Origin of the sequence: Cognatundibacterium griseum (assembly GCF_014284195.1) — a bacterium.
GTDB lineage: Bacteria > Pseudomonadota > Gammaproteobacteria > Burkholderiales > Burkholderiaceae_D > Undibacterium > Undibacterium griseum.
Genome location: NZ_JACOGC010000002.1, coordinates 198,094 through 217,216, shown reverse-complemented (window position 1 = coordinate 217,216; position 19,123 = coordinate 198,094). Strand labels below are relative to the sequence as shown.

General features: G+C 49.8%; 19 protein-coding genes and 1 tRNA gene. 12 read left to right on the top strand and 8 right to left on the bottom strand.

The annotated features are described in order from the left end of the window. Positions 1-82: 82 nt before the first annotated feature. The 7 genes from H8K27_RS05450 to H8K27_RS05420 all read left to right on the top strand — a co-directional run bounded on the left by H8K27_RS05450 (position 83) and on the right by H8K27_RS05420 (position 5,736). Complete coding sequence (locus H8K27_RS05450; protein WP_186862190.1) at positions 83-943, top strand: ParB N-terminal domain-containing protein; 861 nt, start codon at positions 83-85, stop codon at positions 941-943. Between the two features lie 97 nt (positions 944-1,040). Then, entirely contained in the window at positions 1,041-2,003 is a 963-nt protein-coding gene (locus H8K27_RS05445) for a fused MFS/spermidine synthase (protein ID WP_186862189.1), read from the top strand. A 133-nt stretch (positions 2,004-2,136) separates the two neighbouring features. Then, on the top strand, positions 2,137-2,508 hold the full coding sequence (locus H8K27_RS05440; RefSeq protein ID WP_186862188.1) for a hypothetical protein: 372 nt from the start codon (positions 2,137-2,139) through the stop codon (positions 2,506-2,508). A 299-nt stretch (positions 2,509-2,807) separates the two neighbouring features. Then, positions 2,808-3,161 (top strand): LiaI-LiaF-like domain-containing protein, encoded by a 354-nt coding sequence (locus H8K27_RS05435; RefSeq protein ID WP_186862187.1) that lies wholly within the window; start codon positions 2,808-2,810, stop codon positions 3,159-3,161. 30 nt (positions 3,162-3,191) lie between these two features. Continuing rightward, the gene (locus H8K27_RS05430) at positions 3,192-3,884 is read left to right on the top strand and encodes a LiaI-LiaF-like domain-containing protein (RefSeq protein ID WP_186862186.1); all 693 of its coding nucleotides are present in this window, start codon (positions 3,192-3,194) and stop codon (positions 3,882-3,884) included. Positions 3,885-3,899: 15 nt separating this feature from the next. Continuing rightward, a complete protein-coding gene (locus H8K27_RS05425; RefSeq protein ID WP_186862185.1) occupies positions 3,900-4,970 on the top strand; it encodes a sensor histidine kinase in 1,071 nt (356 codons plus the stop codon). After that, on the top strand, positions 4,960-5,736 hold the full coding sequence (locus H8K27_RS05420; protein ID WP_230418954.1) for a LytR/AlgR family response regulator transcription factor: 777 nt from the start codon (positions 4,960-4,962) through the stop codon (positions 5,734-5,736). Before H8K27_RS05425 ends, H8K27_RS05420 begins: the two co-directional genes overlap by 11 nt. A gap of 31 nt (positions 5,737-5,767) precedes the next feature. On the opposite strand, the gene pyrF is transcribed toward H8K27_RS05420, so the two are convergent. Beyond that, a complete protein-coding gene (pyrF, locus tag H8K27_RS05415) occupies positions 5,768-6,598 on the bottom strand; it encodes an orotidine-5'-phosphate decarboxylase (protein ID WP_186862184.1) in 831 nt (276 codons plus the stop codon). Between the two features lie 189 nt (positions 6,599-6,787). Here pyrF and H8K27_RS05410 point away from each other — a divergent pair, with 189 nt between their 5' ends. From H8K27_RS05410 to lhpI, 5 genes are all read left to right on the top strand, one after another. Further along, positions 6,788-7,261, top strand: coding sequence for a MarR family winged helix-turn-helix transcriptional regulator (locus H8K27_RS05410; protein ID WP_186862183.1), 474 nt, complete (start codon positions 6,788-6,790; stop codon positions 7,259-7,261). 120 nt (positions 7,262-7,381) lie between these two features. Continuing rightward, the gene (locus H8K27_RS05405) at positions 7,382-7,801 is read left to right on the top strand and encodes an organic hydroperoxide resistance protein (protein ID WP_186862182.1); all 420 of its coding nucleotides are present in this window, start codon (positions 7,382-7,384) and stop codon (positions 7,799-7,801) included. A 241-nt stretch (positions 7,802-8,042) separates the two neighbouring features. Further along, a complete protein-coding gene (locus tag H8K27_RS05400; protein ID WP_186862181.1) occupies positions 8,043-8,435 on the top strand; it encodes a hypothetical protein in 393 nt (130 codons plus the stop codon). Beyond that, entirely contained in the window at positions 8,432-8,635 is a 204-nt protein-coding gene (locus tag H8K27_RS05395) for a helix-turn-helix transcriptional regulator (protein WP_186862180.1), read from the top strand. Before H8K27_RS05400 ends, H8K27_RS05395 begins: the two co-directional genes overlap by 4 nt. Before the next feature lie 130 nt (positions 8,636-8,765). Next, positions 8,766-9,728: a bifunctional Delta(1)-pyrroline-2-carboxylate/Delta(1)-piperideine-2-carboxylate reductase gene (gene lhpI, locus H8K27_RS05390; RefSeq protein WP_186862179.1), complete on the top strand. Its 963-nt coding sequence runs from the start codon at positions 8,766-8,768 to the stop codon at positions 9,726-9,728. A 20-nt stretch (positions 9,729-9,748) separates the two neighbouring features. Here the strand turns inward: lhpI and H8K27_RS05385 are convergent, their stop codons facing one another. The 7 genes from H8K27_RS05385 to H8K27_RS05355 form a co-directional block, all read right to left on the bottom strand. Then, positions 9,749-11,194, bottom strand: coding sequence for a DEAD/DEAH box helicase (locus tag H8K27_RS05385; protein ID WP_186862178.1), 1,446 nt, complete (start codon positions 11,192-11,194; stop codon positions 9,749-9,751). A gap of 10 nt (positions 11,195-11,204) precedes the next feature. Beyond that, positions 11,205-11,282, bottom strand: a tRNA-Ile gene (locus H8K27_RS05380). 171 nt (positions 11,283-11,453) lie between these two features. Then, positions 11,454-13,694, bottom strand: a complete 2,241-nt coding sequence (rpoD, locus tag H8K27_RS05375) for an RNA polymerase sigma factor RpoD (RefSeq protein WP_186862678.1) — start codon at positions 13,692-13,694, stop codon at positions 11,454-11,456. Between the two features lie 1,072 nt (positions 13,695-14,766). Next, on the bottom strand, positions 14,767-16,560 hold the full coding sequence (gene dnaG / locus H8K27_RS05370; RefSeq protein ID WP_186862177.1) for a DNA primase: 1,794 nt from the start codon (positions 16,558-16,560) through the stop codon (positions 14,767-14,769). Positions 16,561-16,620: 60 nt separating this feature from the next. Continuing rightward, positions 16,621-17,067, bottom strand: a complete 447-nt coding sequence (locus H8K27_RS05365) for a GatB/YqeY domain-containing protein (protein WP_186862176.1) — start codon at positions 17,065-17,067, stop codon at positions 16,621-16,623. 123 nt (positions 17,068-17,190) lie between these two features. Further along, positions 17,191-17,403 (bottom strand): 30S ribosomal protein S21, encoded by a 213-nt coding sequence (rpsU, locus tag H8K27_RS05360; protein ID WP_005877634.1) that lies wholly within the window; start codon positions 17,401-17,403, stop codon positions 17,191-17,193. 349 nt (positions 17,404-17,752) lie between these two features. Beyond that, positions 17,753-18,952 carry a BaiN/RdsA family NAD(P)/FAD-dependent oxidoreductase gene (locus H8K27_RS05355; RefSeq protein WP_186862175.1) on the bottom strand — a complete coding sequence of 400 codons (1,200 nt, stop codon included), beginning with the start codon at positions 18,950-18,952 and terminating at the stop codon, positions 17,753-17,755. Positions 18,953-19,123 lie beyond the last annotated feature (171 nt).

Sequence of the window (19,123 nt, the reverse complement as noted above, 5' to 3'; positions counted from 1 at the left end):
CGAATACTGATGCGCCGGTGCGGACAAAACCCGTTTGTCGGCTACAATGCGCGCTCTTGCATTTCCATCTGCACACACTGCCATGAACATCATTCTTCACGACGAACTGCGCGCTTATATCGATCCGCTGACAGAGCATGAATACGCCGCACTGGAGCGCAGCCTGTTGACCGAAGGCTGCCGGGATGCGCTGATTCTGTGGGGAGATGTACTGATTGACGGACATAATCGCTATGCCATCTGCCAAAAGCATCAGCTACCGTTTAAAACGGTCCAGAACGGACAGTTTCAGAACATCGAGGATGTGCAGCTCTGGATGATAGAAAATCATTTGGCCCGGCGTAGCGTCAGCGATTTTCAGCGTGGAATGCTGGCATTACGAAAAAAAGAAATTCTGATCTCACGTCAGCAATCCACCAGCCAGACCGTCGTCGCGACAAGCGCTCCGGAACCAGCTGAAGAAGTCGCTCCTGTTATCAAACCGACACAGAGCCGCCAGGAAATCGCGCGGCTGGCTGGCATCAGCAGTCATGCTGTCGTACAGATCGAAAAAATCCAGCGTGCTGCCGCGCCAGAGCTGGTGCAGGCAGTCCGCGCCGGAACAATCTCCATCAGTGCCGCGGCAGCCATTGCCAGCCTTCCGGAGCAGGAGCAGGCCAGCGCCGTCGCCGGTGGACGCAAAGAGTTGCAACAACTGGCGCGCCAGGTCCGGGAGAAACAGCGCGAACAAAAACCACCCCGGAAAACACCTGCATCTTCCCCGGCTGACCAAGATGGCACGGAAATACCCCGTGAACAGATACCTGAAATTCCAGAACAGTCTGACATCAACCACCTGCTTCAGAAAATTCAGATACTTGAAGAAGAAAACTCTGCATTACATGCACAAATCCAGCAATTGAATCTGAGACTTTCCGCAGCAGCGAGCTGCACGACAGACTGAACGTCAACGCATCAGATATCAGCGAAAGATTCAACTTCCAAGTCCGTCATAGCGCATTTTTCTGCACCCAGCTTTTGTTTCCGATTTCAGGATATTTATGCCGACACGCCGCCAGAGTCTATCCAGCCTGTTCCTGAACAAACCCTCGCCGCAGGAAAAAATGCATCTGCAGGAGTTGGAAAAGCTATCGGTAGTCCATCAAGGTCGCCCGTTCCTGTTTGATGATGGTGATCTGCGTATGATGTACCTGACGCCTCACTGCATGCAAAGTGCCATGTCACGCTCTGAACCCGGGCGTTTGCTGTGTGCATATTCCAGAATGATGATGGGATTTTTATTATTTCATCCGGCACCACGACACATTATTTTAATCGGCCTGGGTGGCGGATCCTTAGTCAAATATTGCTATCACCATTTTCCTGCCTGTCGTATTACTGCGCTTGAAATCAGTGCTGACGTCATCGCCATGCGGGATCAGTTCAATCTGCCGCCTGACGGTGACCGGCTGACCGTTATTCACACCGATGCTGCTTTATGGCTGCGCGATCATCAGGAAAATGCTGACGTCATTTTTCTGGATGCCTATAGCGAACAGGGGCCGGTTCCGGCGCTCAACAGTACAGAATTTTATGCGGATTGCCAGCGTTGCCTGTCTCCAGATGGCGTGCTGGTTGCCAATATCTGGGGCAAACCCAGTGCTGTCGCACCGATGCTGTATCGCCTGCACCGGCAATTTGAACAACCTGTGCGCTGGATACGCTCAGAAGACAGCTATAACCTGCTGGTCTTTGTATCCCGCCACACGATATCGGATGACATGCTGCTGCAGCATCTGGAACTGTGTCAGGAAAAATTCCCCGAGCTGCCTTTACAGCAAATGCTGGCAACATTCCACCTGATTCAGCACCACACTGATCCGGATAATCTCATGCCCATCATTATGTCTCTGCGGTCGGTGCTGGTACACGATGTGAAGGTACCGCACACTTATGCCGAATGGAAAGCCAGCATACAAGCCATGGGGCAAGCTGCTGCGGCCGACAGAAATCGCCTGAAATGAATGCAAACAACACTTTCTGAATTTATGGCAATTGTCATTGCTGCATGAATTGTCAGAGCAACAGCTTTCTGGCAAGCTTAGGTATAAAGTTGTTAAAAAGCAGCAAAAATAAAGAAGCGTAAGGAGAAGGGCTATGTACGATGACAATGACTTTTTTGCAGTCGCCAAATTCCTGAAACTGGGAATTAAAATCGCGTTCAAAAATCCGATGGGGCAGCAACCATTGTTTGAAACCACTTTTCCCACCCCCAAAGGCGGCATGGTTTCGCTCAAAGAAGGCAGTCTGTACGAGATAGAAAAAAAACTTCGCGCGCTGATCAACAGTGATGTTCCGGTCAAAACAAAGCTGACTCCCTTCGCTTATCTGGGCACAAATTTCCGCGGACTGCTGTATTGCACCAAAGGATCAAACGAATATATCGTGCAGGAAACGCATGATCTTTTCGGTACAGAATCAAAGCGGATCGTGCGTCAGGCAGATCACTTCAATCAATTGCTCAGCTAAGCCTGCGGCGAATACGCAGATAAGCAAGCTGTCGCCTGCATGCTGCTGCAAATGCACCGACTGCATGAGGGTTTCTGCTGACGTTTGCTGATTTCATATCTCTTGAAACCGCTTGTCTTGCTCACTGTTTCACTGCTGCATTTCATCCGAAAATGGGCAGCAGCTTCATTTTTTCGCCATTCACCGACTATATTCCGCCACTCACCGAATTCAGAGCGACAAAATGCCGTCTGTCGCTTATCTTCACACCATCAGAAAAATGAATGCAGATCATTCGTTTCAGAATAAAAGGAGTCGCCATGAGTATCGATGAGGATAAAAGAAAATACAGGAATGGAAAAAATGTGAGTTTCGGTCTGGTGCTGGTTGTCATCGGGAGTTTATTTCTGATGGATAAGATGCACTGGGTCGATGCGGTCGACTATTGGTATCTGTTCCCGGCGCTGATTGCCTTGTCAGGCATCATCCTCATTTTCAGCAGCAGTCATCCCGACCTGATCGCGAAAGGTGTTTTTCGCATCATCTTTGCGTTCTGGCTGTATGCCTCCATCGAACATTTATGGGGATGGACTTTCCATTCCAGCTGGCCGGTGATCCTGATTGCCTGGGGCATACAAAGCATCATCGCCGGTATTCTCTCAAACCGTCAATAACGATTACGCTTTCAAACAGGAGCCAACATCATGGATAACCGCCAACCTCAGACCAGAATCTTTCTCGGTGCATTGCTATTGATTTTCGGTGTACTGGCAATGGTCGACAATCTGAACATTTTCAGTTTTACGCAATATATACAGTTCTGGCCAACCGTATTTATCTTAATTGGATTATTGAAAATTTCCCGCAGCCAAAACGTTGCCGGTCATCTCATCGGCGGTATCTTCATCGTCATTGGTGCCACAATGACGCTTCAACACCTGGGGATCGTTTATTTCAGAATGCGCGATTTATGGCCTGTTTTCATGATCGGAGCCGGTCTTTTGATTATTTTTAAAGACAAAATGCACGGACAGGGAGAATGGAATCCTTACCGGACAGAGAATCTGAGCAGTAATGAAAGCAATGTGTCGGCCATCATGAGTGGTGCCAAGTTACAAAATTCCACTCAGGATTTTCGTGGCGGAGAATTAACCGCCGTCATGGGAGGGATCGAACTCGATTTGCGCAATGCCTCCATCCAAAGCGAAGCAACATTGAATGTCTTTGCCATGTGGGGTGGCATTACACTGAAAATTCCGAATGACTGGACCGTGATTTCTCAGGGAGTACCGATTCTTGGCGGCTTTGATGACCAGACCGTTCCGCCGATGCAGAGAGACAAAAAATTGTACCTGCAGGGCTATGCCATCATGGGTGGCGTTGAAATCAAAAACTGACCATTCCGAGTCATAATGCATCCGGTACTGTCCGATTTTCGCCGCCTGCTCTGGTATGTCGTGACATGGCTGCTGACTGGAATTCTGTTTGCCAGATTTCTGGTCACAGCGGGCATGAGCGACTGGTCTTATTCCCTGTTGCTGACACTGCCGGTCATTTTTGTTTTCAGTTTTTTTGCCACTTCTGCCTACTATATCTGTCGTGCATTCCCGGTCAATCAAAGACCTTTCTATATTGCGATTGCGATTTTCGGCAGCAGCGCCCTGATTTCCGGGGCGATATTGCTGGGTCTGTGCCAGGGTTGGAATCAGGTACTGGCATTGTTCACCGGCAGTATTTATGCCTTACAAATGACGGAATATCTGAATGTTCTGTTACTGATTCTCGGTTTCACCCTGTACCTGCTGTCGCTGCTGGCTTATGACGTATTGATTGCCTTTCAAACGATGCGCGAAGCCGAACGCCGCGAAACCAATTCCAAGCTGGCTGCCAGAGATGCTGAACTACAGGTATTGCGCTCACAGATTGATCCGCACTTTTTATTTAACAGCCTGAATTCCATCAGCGCATTAACCGTAATTGATCCTGCTGCTGCCAGAGAAATGACGATTGCACTGGCGGATTTTTTCCGAAAGACTCTGACGCTGGCAGAGCAAGAAAAGGTAACGCTGCGTGCCGAGCTTGAATTGTGCGAGCATTTTCTGGCAGTCGAAAAAATTCGTTTTGGCAATAAACTGCAGACGGATATTCAACTTGCAGTCGATGCTGCCGATGCACTGGTACCGGGTATGCTGCTGCAGCCGCTGTTTGAAAACGCCATCAAGCACGGAATACGCCATTTACGATCTGGCGGCACCATTACCATGCATATACTGCAGCATCATGGCTGGCTGCATATCCGCACAGAAAATCCGTGCACCAGCAATACCTCGCCAGCAACAGGAAATGGGCTTGGTTTATTGAATATCCGCGAGCGACTGGCCACCCTGTATGGGGATCAGGCACGGGTACACTGGGAAAAAAAGGAACAGCAGTTCATTCTTGAAATCGCCTTACCATTGGAGCTGAAGCAAGATGAAATCTGATCTGAATGTGTTAATCGCTGATGATGAAGAACTGGCTCGCAGGCTGATCCGTGAGTATCTGCGCTCACACGACGATTTACAGATTGCCGGTGAATCTGAAACCGGCCTAGACACCGTGATACAGATTGAAGCATTACAACCGGATCTGATTTTTCTCGATATTCAGATGCCAGAAATGACTGGCCTCGATATACTGGAAATTACGGGGCGGCGGCACGGTGTTATTTTCACCACCGCCTACGATCAGTATGCTGTCAAAGCTTTTGACTTGCATGCTGTTGATTACCTGCTCAAACCATTTTCACAGCAGCGTTTTGATGAGGCTGTTTCAAAAGCAAAAAAAACCATCAGAAATACAGCTGCCGGTAATTACACCGCGAACGAAACTGCTGCCAGTACACAAAACAATTTGCAGCAGGTGCTGGCAGCCGCGACAGAAGCATCGCAGCGACTGCTGATCCGGGATCGCGGTATCGTGCATGCCTTGCCACTCAGTGATATTGATTATATCGAGGCGCAGGATGACTACATCGTCATTCATTCGGGGGAGAAATCATGGATGAAAACCCAGAGCCTGTCCGACATAGAAAAACAATTGAATCCAGCAAAATTTGTCCGGGTACACCGTTCTTATTTGCTGGGATTGCATGCGCTGACCGGCTTTGAGCGCTCCAGTAAAGATTCGCAATCAGCCTGCCTCAAAAGCGGCGTGAAGATTCCTGTCAGCCGCTCCGGCTATGAACGTGTCAGGTCTTTACTGGGTTAAATTAAGAACAGTGACTTCAGGCGGAATGAGATTAGCCGGTGACCTTGCGGTAGCGATTAATCGCATCACGCGTCTCAACGGCAATCCGTCTGGCTGCTGCCGCATATGTCTCAGATTCAAGCTGTTTTGCATACAAAATAGCGCGGGATGAATTGATCATCATACCTGTGCCATTTGTCGTCTGACCAGCATGGACTGTCGCAGCGATATCTCCCCCCTGGGCGCCGATACCCGGTACCAGCAAAGGCATATCGCCGATGACTTGCCGCACTTGCGCCAGTTCCCCAGGAAAAGTGGCGCCGACAACCAGCGAACATTGCCCGTTCAGATTCCATTTATCTGCTACCAGTTGAGCGACATGCAGATAAAGCGGCTTACCACCAACATCCAGAAATTGCAGGTCTGAACCACCGGCATTCGAAGTTCTGCACAATATAATAACGCCACGGTCTTTCCATTCCAGGTAGGGCGCCACTGAATCAAATCCCATATACGGATTCACGGTAACGGCATCTGCCTCATAACGTTCATACGCCTCACGGGCATACTGTTCGGCTGTCGCTCCGATGTCTCCGCGCTTTGCATCGAGCACGACAGGAATGGCAGGATAAGTTGTTCTGATATAACGGCAAATTTCTTCCAGCTGATCTTCTGCCCGCAAAGCGGCAAAATACGCGATCTGCGGTTTGAATGCACATGCCACATCTGCAGTAGCATCAATGATCGCTTTGCAAAAAGTAAAAATTCCATCTGCTTTTCCTTGCAGCTCTGCAGGAAAACGCGTGATGTCCGGATCCAGCCCCACGCAAAGCAAGGATTGATTGCCGCGCCATGCGGTATTGAGTTTCTCTGTAAATGTCACAACAAACCCTTAGGTATTAAAAAGCATCTGTATGCTTGAGGAGTAATGAGAAATAATGCCCGAAAATGCGCTATTTCAGAAATATGTCATTATACCTGCCCTGTCTGATGCGAAACCTGCTGGCAGAACAGCGACTTTTTATTATGATAGCGACATCCTTCATTTTTCTGGAATTCACCGGTCACATTCATGAACGCAAAATCTTCCACGGAATCCGATGTTGATGTACTGGCACTGAATAACCAGTTTTGCTTTGCGCTCTATTCCGCATCACTGGCATTAACCAAAACATACAAACCTTTACTGGATAAACTTGGTCTCACCTACCCCCAGTATCTGGTGATGCTGGTACTGTGGGAGCAGGATGATGTTTTAGTAAAAGAAATCGGAAACCTGTTATTTCTCGACTCTGGCACACTGACACCGCTGCTGAAACGGCTCGAAGCGGCAGGATTTATACAAAGAAACCGTGATGCATCGGACGAACGTCAGGTGAGAATCACGCTCACCACGCAAGGCAAACATCTCAAGAAAGCTGCCCGGGAAGTCCCCCTTCAAATCATGTGTGCCAGTGGCTTGCAAAGAGACTCCGTCGCCGGTTTACGACAGCAACTATCTGCCTTACGCGATCAGTTAAACGAACAGCTAAGCCGCCAGGAATAAATTTTCAATACATCTCATAGAAAATTTCAATCGCCATTTATATTGCACACAATTAAATTTCACACTAAAATAATTACACAGTCTTTTGATTGTTTCTACTATTTTTTAAGGAGCCTTACCATGCAGATTCTTTACACTGCCAATGCCACCGCAACAGGCGGGCGTGATGGCCGCGCTATTTCAGACGATCAGCAATTAGAGGTAAAACTGACCACCCCTAAAGCGCTGGGAGGCGCTGGTGGTGATGGCACCAATCCTGAGCAGTTATTTGCTGCTGGTTACTCAGCCTGCTTCATTGGTGCGATGAAATTTGTTGCTGCTGCCGGAAAAATCCCTATGCCGGCGGATGTTTCCGTTCACGGTCAAGTAGGTATCGGACCAAATGGAAAAGGTGGATTCGGTATTCAGGTCACACTGAATATTTCCCTTCCCGGCATGGACAAAGCTGCCGCATCTGCGCTGGTACAAAAAGCACATGAAGTCTGCCCCTATTCCAATGCCACAAGAGGCAATATTGACGTGCAGCTCAACGTTCTCTGAGCATAGCAATCCCCACCATCTCAGCGCATCTCCACGTTGTGACAGAAAATTATCCGCATTGTTGGATAATTTTCTGTAAAGCGTACTTGACAAGATAGTTTTATCAACTATTATGTAAAGCATGCTTGACATGATAATATTTCATGATCAAGCAACCCCTTAGACTTAGCAGGAAAATTATTTTCCCTGCTTTTTTCTTCACCAGCGATGTCAAGCTTACTTGACAAAAAAGGAGAGTAACATGCGCGAAAAAGAGATGAATCACCAATACCAACGTGAATTATGGATCAGTATTGCTGGTTATTGCATCATTCTGTTTGCCTCCGTCAGTTTTGCGCGGAGTATGGATCACGGTTTATCACGGACACTCATTATCATCAGTCCGATCATTCCTTCGCTGGCTACGCTATGGGCGATAGTGCGCCAATTTCAACGAATGGACGCTTATCTGCGTTTATGGTCGCTGGAAAACATCGGTATCGCCGCCGGTCTGACCGCCGCTTTATCACTCACCTATGGCTTTATGGAATCGGCCAACTTTCCCCTGATCAGCATGTTCTGGGTTTGGCCGGCCCTGCTAGGCTCCTGGGGAGGAATCAGCTGTATTCGTAAATGGATGGAACGCCATTCATGAAAAATATCCTGAGAGAATTACGAATGCAGAAGGAATGGAGCCAGGCAGAACTGGCGGATCACCTGGAGGTGTCACGCCAAACGATCAACGCGATTGAAACTGATCGCTATGACCCTAGCCTGCCCCTTGCCTTTGCCATTTCTCGCCTGTTTCAATTACCGATAGAACATATATTTCAATCAGAAGAACACAAAACTTGAGGGAAATAGGATATGTGCCAGCATCAAACTGCTTTCCATCAGGAGCGCATACATCCCGATCAAAATTCCCCCCGACAATCAGAAAATGGCTCTTCCACTGGGAATTTTTCCGCACCACACTGGAGTATGAATGATTCCATATTTTGACAGACAACAAATCCGGCAAGCCCTGCCATATCAGAAACTGATCAGCGCACTGGGCGAACAGTTTTGTCAGCTGATTCAGGCCCCGCAGCGTCATGTCCACACGATTTCAGAGCAACCAATCAGTACGCTGCTATTAATGCCCGCCTGGCAGGAAGGTGGTAAAGCCGGCGTCAAACTGGTGACCGTAGCGCCGGAAAACACAACGGCACCATCCGTACATGCGCTTTTTATCCTGTTAGATTGCCGGACCGGAGTTCCACTGGCAATCATGGATGGCGAAGAGCTGACGTTAAGAAGAACGGCTGCGGCATCAGCGTTGGCATCCTCTTATTTGTCCCGGCCCGACAGCCGTACACTGTTAATGGTTGGTACAGGAACACTGATTCCGGCACTGGCAGCTGCGCATACTGTTACCCGCGCGCTCAGACAGGTGCAAATCTGGGGACGTGATGAAAAAAAAGCGCATCAATGCGCGATGAATATCAGAAATAATCCGGACTTTCCATCCGATGTGGAAGTCATCGTCGCCACCGACTTAGCTAACGCAGCGGGCCAGGCAGATGTCATCAGTTGTGCGACGACCAGCCGCGCACCGATTATCCATGGAGACTGGCTGAAACCCGGTACGCATCTGGATCTTGTTGGTGGATTCCGACCGGACATGCGGGAAGTGGATGATGCCGCTGTCGACCGCAGCCGGATCGCGGTAGATACATATTCCGGAGCATTGTCTGAAGCCGGTGATTTAACTCAGCCAATTAAAAACGGAATTATCGCTCGTGAGAATATTCTGGCAGAACTCAGTGAATTGTGTGCCGGTAAAAAAATACCGGCATCAATTCCAGGGCGGGATATCACACTGTTCAAATCAGTCGGTACCGCCATCGAAGACTTATGCGCTGCCGAGCTGGTATGGAATCAACATCCTGCGCGGCAGGCAGAATAGTACGCCAGCTCCGGAGAAAATCAGCGTTTAGGCAAGCCGCCCAGCAAGGCAGCACGGCGCACTGGCTTTGTATCATCGGCAGCAGATTTTGTTTTGCTGCCCATGGTTGCTGAATGCGTGGCGACAGGAGCCGCGACGCTTGGTTCGTACGGCTTCAAAAACCAGGGGTCGATTTTTTCTCTGGGTGCGGCATAACCACGTTTCTCGCTGCGATCCGGATAGTCGTTTCTGTCACGATGCGAACGTGCGCGCTCAGGCTGATGAACCGATGTGGCAACAAACCCTGCCAGACTCAGACGCACAATCTTTTGCTTAATCAGTTTTTCAATATCGACCAGCAAACGCTCATCCTGATCGGTGTGCAGGGAGATGGCGTCACCTTTGGCGCCGGCACGGCCTGTACGACCAATCCGGTGTACATAATCTTCCGCGTTGTATGGCAGATCAAAATTGATCACACATGGCATTTCCGAAATATCGAGTCCACGTGCCGCAACATCCGTTGCCACCAGAACTTCCACTTCACCACGTTTAAAATCATCCAGTGCCAGCATACGTTCATTCTGGGATTTATCGCCGTGAATAGCTGCCGCCTTCACACCTTGTTTGACAAGGTGTACAGCCAACCGTGAAGCGCCGATTTTGGTGTTGCTGAAAACGATCACCTGTTTCAGACCACGCTCACGAATAATGAAGGAGACAGCATCCCTTTTTTCATCCTCAGCGACTTTGTACAGAATCTGGGTCACATTATCGGCAGTCGCATTGCTGCGGGCAACTTCGATAGTTTGCGGCTGATTCAGAAAGCTGGCTGCCAGCTTTTTAATTTCCGGTGAAAAAGTCGCAGAGAACATCAGATTCTGCCGACTCTTGGGCAGCAGATTGATAATGCGTTGCAGGTCGGGCAAAAAGCCCATGTCCAGCATACGATCCGCTTCATCCATGACCAGAATTTGTGTCTGGGACAGATTAATTGTCTTTTGCTGAACATGATCCAGCAAGCGGCCAGGCGTGGCAATGACAATCTCCACACCCGCACGCAATGCTGCTGTTTGCGGTGTCATGTCAACGCCACCAAATACGACGGTCGAGCGTAATGGCGTGTAACGTGAATACGCTTTCACATTGTCTGCCACCTGGTCCGCCAACTCACGGGTCGGTGTCAGTATCAATGCCCGAACCGGATGGCGTGCAGGTGATGCGCTGCTGCTGGCATGCGCCAGCAAGCGCTGAATGATTGGCAGGGAAAAACCTGCCGTTTTTCCAGTTCCGGTCTGAGCTGCGCCCATCACGTCCTTGCCTTGCAAGACAACGGGAATGGCCTGCGCCTGAATTGGTGTCGGATGCACATAGCCCTGCTCGGACAATGCGCGCAATATATCGGGAGACAAACCAAAATCGTCAAACTTGACGTCTGAACCAGTGGTGTCTGCGGAAGAGTTGGATTGGGACTTTGTATCAGTCATGATAATTGAATGGTGGGCCTCCCGTGAGTCGAACACGGTACCAACGGATTATGAGTCCGCTGCTCTAACCAGCATGAGCTAGAGGCCCAATTCTTTCTGCAAGCTCTGCCTGCGGTAATCTGAGGTGAATCCAGGATTGGATGCTGACTTCAGTCTTTGCAGGAAAAACCTGATGCTGCCGCCTGCAAAATATTGCGCCGAACAATCAGCACAACTTATTAAACGGGCACCGAAAAAAATCAGCGCCCATTGTATACCATTAATTGCCTTCGAGGAAGCTCTTGAGCTTGTCGGAACGCGATGGATGGCGCAGTTTCCGCAGTGCTTTTGCTTCAATCTGGCGAATCCGTTCGCGGGTCACATCGAACTGTTTTCCGACCTCTTCCAATGTGTGGTCAGTCGACATTTCCACACCAAAACGCATGCGCAGAACCTTGGCTTCACGCGGCGTCAGGGAGTCGAGCACATCTTTCACGACATTGCGCATTGACGCATGCAATGCGGCATCTGCCGGTGCCAGCGTATGATTATCTTCAATGAAATCCCCGAGATGCGAATCATCGTCATCACCGATCGGTGTTTCCATCGAAATCGGTTCTTTCGCAATCTTCATGATCTTGCGGATTTTATCTTCCGGCATTTCCATCTTGATCGCCAGCGTGGCCGGATCCGGTTCCACACCGGTTTCCTGCAAAATCTGACGTGAAATACGATTCATCTTATTAATCGTTTCAATCATGTGTACAGGAATACGGATGGTACGTGCCTGATCTGCGATCGAACGGGTAATTGCCTGACGAATCCACCAGGTGGCATAAGTCGAAAACTTGTAGCCCCGGCGATACTCAAATTTATCCACGGCTTTCATCAGACCGATATTGCCTTCCTGAATCAGATCGAGGAATTGCAAACCACGGTTGGTATATTTTTTAGCGATCGAAATCACGAGCCGCAAGTTCGCCTCGGTCATTTCCCGCTTGGCTTTACGTGCCTTCATTTCACCGGCAGACATCTTTTTATTGATGTTGCGTAAATCAGTTAATGGCAGAACGACCCGTGCCTGCAAATCAATCAGTTTCTGCTGCAATTGCTGGACTGCAGGCACATTACGCCCGAGAACAGCACTGTATGCATGACCAGAATTGACTTCACCCTCAACCCAGCTCAGGTTGGTTTCATTTCCGGGGAAAACCTTGATGAAATGCGAACGCGGCATACCGCAACGATTCACAGCAACGTCCAGAATCTGCTTCTCAATGTGCCGCACTTCATCCACCTGACCGCGCAGCGTATCGCATAATTTTTCAACTACTTTAGCGGTGAAGCGGATGCCGAGTAATTCATTAGAAATGGCTTCCTGCGCTTTGACATATGATTTCGAGTTATAGCCTTCCTTTTCAAAGGACTTGCGCATTTTCTCGAAATTGGAAGCGATGATTTCAAACTTGGCGAGCGCATCGCGCTTCATCTGCTCAAGTTGCTCAGAAGAGATTGCAGCTGCACCTGCAGCGCCGCCATCTTCCTCTTCTTCCTCGTCTTCCTCGTCCTCGTCTTCTTCGTCGTCAGACTCTTCATCTGATGCGGCAGCAACCACCGGTGCAGCATCTTCCGATGCATTCGGATCAACCAGGCCATCAACGATTTCATCGATTTTGATTTCGTCGGAGGCAATTTTGTCTGCCGCTGCCAGAATTTCTGCAATCGTGGTCGGACATGCGGAAATCGCCTGAATCATGTCTTTCAGGCCTTCCTCGATTTTCTTCGCAATAACAATTTCGCCTTCTCGCGTCAGCAATTCGACTGATCCCATTTCACGCATATACATGCGCACAGGATCTGTTGTGCGACCAAAATCTGAATCGACAGTTGACAGGGCAGCTTCTGCCGCTGCTTCAACTTCATCATCATCCGTGGTGACCGTCACCACATTATCGGACAACAATAATGTCTCGGCATCGGGGGCCTGTTCATAGACAGCCACGCCCATATCGTTAAATGTGCCGATGATGCCTTCAATTGCTTCAGGATCAACCACATTCTCAGGAAGGTGATCGTTAATTTCGGCAAAAGTCAGGTAGCCGCGATCCTTACCGAGCTTGATCAGTGTTTTCAGCTTTTGGCGGCGACGCTCCAGTTCTTCTTCTGTCGCTTCCGGATCAGAAGAAAACGCGTCTTTCAACAATGCTTTTTCTTTCGCTTTGCGATCTTTTGCCTTGGCCTTGTCAATGGCCTTCATCTCAGCACGCTCTACCGCATTCAATGCAGCGATTTCATCATTCTCAGGCTGGTATTCTTTCGGCTTGCGTCCGCGACGTCCCGGCACTTTTACCCCCGGTAATACATAACCGGAGGTGTCAATCGCAGCGAGCACCGCAGCATCCGTCGTCTGACTGACAGTCGGTGCTGCACCGGTCTTGATTTCCTGAATTTCAGGCGCCGCTTTTGTTGATTTCTTGGTAGGCTTAGTCACTGTTTTTGAATCGGTTCTGTTAGTTGTCACGGAAGCTTTCGATACTGCGGAAACAGCCTGTTTTTCAACTGTTTCTCCTGCTTTTGCACGATTGTTTTTTCCGGCGACCTGATGCGCAATGACTTCCTCGGGCTTGACATCATTCTTTCTGGTTTTCGGTGGCAACTTGGCCGTTACTTCTTTTACTGCCACTTCTTGAGCAGCCGGTTTCTTCGATGACGGACTGACGACCTTTTGAACAATTGCTTTTGGAGAGACCGCTTTTGCTCCTGCTTTGCTCACACTCTTTGCCGCTGACGGCGCTGCCGTTCTGACGGTTGGCTTAACCACCGGTTTAGCTGCCGGTTTAGCTGCAGATTTTGTTGCAGTACGCGCAGATGCCGGCGAAGCTGCCTTATTCACTTTAGGCGCTTTAACATCTTTCGCAACCACTTTTTTATCGGCAACCCTGACTGGTGCCGACTTCGTTTTTGCCGTGACTTTGGCTGCTGTGCTGGCTTTTGCTGCCGGAGCAGCAGCAGTTTTCTTAGTAGGTTTCAATTGTGTTTTAGGAGTTGCAGTGGTTGCTCTGGCTGCTGGTTGACGCGACGTTTTCGCTGCTGCAGCGGTACTAGCATCTTTGGATGTCTTTGTCGCAGTTTTTTTTACCGTTGCAGGCATCAGGTTTTTTACGGGTTTCTTCATTGCGTCAGCCATTGAATTAAACCATCCGGAACTGAGGAAGTCGTCTGTCACTAACGCAAAAAGAAAATAAGCTGCCGCCAGACCTGGTGGCCTGCATACGGTGCCAACTGTTTTTGCTTCAGACTTCCCGAGTCTCAGCGCCAGTGTTTTGGGTTACTCGGAGGAGCACTACGCTCGCCTAAACAACACATTCCGGACGAAATCCGCTTATCGCAATACGGCGACAACACGCTTCCGAACAGAATGAAACAACCTAAGACCTTGAATCGTAAGCCTTTAATTATACCATGACGACCGTCTTTTCTCTACCCCGAAACCCGTATAAAGACAAGTAATTTGATAAAAATTTAGGCAAATTAACTTCTGGTTAAGTTTTCTATTTTCCAGGCAATCTCTTTGCGGCAAGCAGTATCAGAATTTACCGGGCAGCAGCTTCCTGTATCGCCTGCTGACGTAAGGTATCTTGTAAGAGCATAATTTCCCGCCACCGGGCGCGCTCAGTCTCAGTCCCCAGCCCACCAGCAACCAGTTGATCCGCTTCCATTTTGAGTGCCTGAGAGCGGATCTGCCGTATTGCTCCCTGCAATTCCAGCCTGATTAATTCAGGATCAGGGTCGGTTTGCCCCGCCACTTCGGCAATCAACTCATCGAAGTCGGCACCAGTTTCCCGCAAACGTTCCGCCAGCGCGACGAACTGCGCTTCAGCGCCCATTTCCTGCGCAATACCCACCAGCTGACGTAACATCGCCGCACCATCCGGTGCCACCTGAGCTGCCTCCTGCAAAGCCTGCTGATCCAGCAACACAGCATGCGCAGGATAAGCAACCAGTATCCGCATAATCTGCCGCTCCAGCCCAACTGGCGCACTGCGCCGTGCTTTTGGCGGTGCGACCTTCTGACGGGAAACGGGCTGTGCCAGTTCAAACAGCGTTTCAATTTCAGCAGGAGTGCTTTGCGTTAGCTGCGCCAGATTGCGAACCATCTGCAACCGCAAAGCCGATGGCTGCATCTGCTGCAGCAGTGGCTTAGCATCAAATTGTGTTTTTGCACGGCCCTCTGCAGATCCCATATCGTGATCAGCCATCACTTCCCGCATAAAGAATTGTGACAAAGGCATCGCCTCCTGCACTTCCCGGGCAAAAGCATCCGCCCCAAATTCGCGGATATAGCTATCCGGATCATGCTCGGCCGGCAAAAACAGGAATTTAATAAATTTATCGTCATTCACATGCGGCAAACAGGCATCGAGCGCGCGCCTGGCTGCCCGGCGTCCGGCAGCATCGCCGTCAAAACTGAAAATAACGTGATCAGTTTGTCTCAGCAATTTCTGCACATGCGTCGGTGTACACGCAGTTCCCAGGGTTGCCACAGCCTGCGGAAACCCCATTTGCGCGAGCGCCACCACATCCATATACCCTTCGGTCACCAATACATAGCCTGCATCACGAATCGACTGGCGCGCTTCAAATAAACCATACAACTCATAACCCTTCTGAAACAACGGTGTTTCAGGAGAATTCAGATATTTGGGTTCACCCTGCTCCATGATCCGCCCACCAAAACCAATAATCTGACCTTTGGTATTACGGATCGGGAACATGATCCGGTCACGGAAACGGTCGTAACGCTTCCGCCCCGCATTGGCTTCATCACTCTTATCAATGACCAGTCCCGCCTCCACCAGCTCAGGCGCCTGATAATCGACAAAAACTGAGCGCAATCCATCCCAGGCATCCGGCGCAAAGCCCAAACCAAAACGGGCAGCAATCTCTCCTGTCAGTCCGCGTTTTTTGAGATATGCCACGGCTGCTGGCGCACCACGCAATTGCCGCTTGTAGTAGTCGCCGGCTTTACTCATCACCTCTGACAAAGCCAAAGTTTTTGCCTGCACCTCGGCCCGCTGCGCCGGCAGCATGCGATCCTCTTCCGGCACAATCATGCCATTTGCCTGCGCCAGTTCACGAATGGCATCGACATAACTGACGCCGGAATACTCCATCAGAAAACCAATGGAGCTACCGTGCGCACCACACCCAAAGCAATGATAAAACTGCTTTGTGGGACTAACAGTGAAACTGGGGGACTTTTCGTTATGAAACGGACACAAACCCATATAGTTTGCGCCGCCTTTTTTCAATTGAACGTACTTACCCACGACATCAACGATATCGACGCGGGCAAGTAAGTCCTGAATAAAACTTTGAGGTATCAAGTCCGGAATGAAAAATCAGTCAATAGGTGGAAATGGGTATTCACAGAGTACGAATCTCTATCAGCGCGTCAACGCAGCCTTGACCAGTCCGGATACTTTCCCCATATCAGCACGGCCTGCGAGCCTGGCTTTCAGCACATCAATCACCTTGCGCATATCCTGCGGCCCGGCAGCGCCTGTTTCTGTCACCGCAGCAGCCACCGCAGCAGCCACCTCATCATCCGATAATGCCGCTGGCATATAGGTACCCAATACAGCCAGCTCTGCTTTTTCGATATCCGCGAGATCCTGACGGCCACCAGCTTCGAACTGCTGAATCGAGTCTTTACGCTGCTTGATCATTTTTTCGATGATCGCCAGAATCATGCCATCATCCAGTTCGACCCGCTCATCCACCTCTTTTTGCTTCATCGCGGCAGTCAACAACCGGATTGTGCCGAGCTTGCCAGCTTCCTTGGCGCGCATCGCAGCTTTCATGTCATCGGTGATTTGGTCTTTTAAGCTCATTACTTACCCCTGGATAAAAACAGATAAAAACAACAAAGCCCGCTGCGGACTACCGGAGCGGGCATGCACACCTAAGGAATAACAGACTGAGCGCATCTGACAGTGCCAGATACACGCCCGGAATTAATACATTTTCTTAGGCAATTGCTGACTACGAATGCGTTTGTAGTGACGCTTAACTGCTGCTGCCAGCTTGCGCTTGCGCTCTGCAGTTGGCTTCTCGTAGAACTCGCGAGCGCGCAATTCGGTCAACAGACCGGTCTTTTCGATAGTGCGCTTGAAGCGGCGCATGGCGACTTCGAACGGCTCGTTTTCTTTAAGGCGAATTGTGGTCATGTAAGTTCAAACCAATTGAAAGATTTATAGAAGAACGAGATATTAACAGGCTTTTTCAATTATGGGAAGAACGATGATTAAATCTTACGCAAATTTATCTCACCGGAAATGCACCGCCTGATGCAGCATGATTCCAAAAAAGATTATTTCCACACAGAATCAGGGGAGTATCCTCAAAAATACGCCGAACATCTATGTATTTAAAGGATGTCAAAATATACTCCCCCTCAGTATATTCTCATCTCCTACTGAACACAGTTTCCATCGCCTCCAATATCGCCGATACCATAACCTTATATACCGTCGCATCCAAACGACAGCAGCAAAAGTACGAAAATGATGGCATTCACTACACCGCCTGTCCGGCAGCATAGCCTGACGCCCATGCCCATTGAAAATTAAAGCCTCCCAGCCATCCGGTGACATCCACTGCTTCACCGATAAAATATAAGCCTGAGACCCGGTGACTCATCATGCTTTGCTGCGACAGCTCACGGGTATCCACGCCACCGCGCGTGACCTCTGCCTTGCGGTATCCCTCAGAACCATTCGGAAACAACTCCCAGCGGTTAATTTTCTCCCCCAGCAAACGCAAACGTTTATCCTGCATATCAGCCAGTTTCTGACTGCCATCGAAGCCATGCGCCCTGATCAGCCCCTCAGCCAACCGGGCCGGCAGATATTGGGCAAGATAATTATCCAGATTCTTTTTGGTCACCGTTTTGGCATTCACCAGTTCGTCAGCCAGATCAATCTCCGGCAGCAGATTCACTCGAATCGCTGTGCCTGACTGCCAATAACTGGAGATTTGCAACACACCGGGACCGGACAAACCACGATGCGTCAGCAACAAATCTTCGCGGAAAACGATTTTATTTTTCTTTTCCCCCGTTTCGATATCCACTTCAAGAGAGATACCGGATAAAGACACGAAAGGCTCCCAGGCTGTGGCATCAAATGTCAGCGGCACCAGTGCTGGCCGGGTTTCGATAACCTTCAGTCCGAACTGCCTGGCCACGCTGAATGCAAAATCCGTCGCCCCGATTTTGGGAATCGACAAACCACCGGTGGCGATCACGACCTGCCCCACACGAACAAGACCCTGAGCCGTCTGCAGGCAAAATCCGCCTTCCGGTTCCTGCTGCACGCCTTCCACGGCAACACCCATGCGCCACTGCACCCGGCCAGCATCACATTCCACCTTCAACATCCGGATAATATCTTCGGCGCTGTCATCGCAAAACAGCTGTCCCTTATGTTTTTCATGCCAGGCAACTCCATGCTGCTTCAATTTTTCGAGAAAATCCTGCGGCGTAAAACGCGATAATGCGCTTTTGCAAAAATGCGGATTGTCCGATAAAAAATTCCTGGCGCTGGTGTGCAGATTCGTAAAATTGCACCGGCCTCCGCCAGAAATACGGATTTTTTCAGCCAGGCGGCTGGCATGATCAATCAGAATAACCCGCTTACCCCGTTGCCCCGCCACTGCCGCACACATCATGCCGGCAGCACCTGCCCCGATCACAGCGACATCAAATTGTTTATTCATAACCATCCTAAAAAAATGCAGACCGGATTGTAACTGGTAACCGGATCGGCAAATTCAGTGCATCTGTACCTCCCCCGACAACTGCGGTACCGGAAGCGCCCGTTATCTCGGATGACGCAGTACATATCCGCTCAATCCAGTGCATAGTCATGGACACATCTGGTCGCAAAA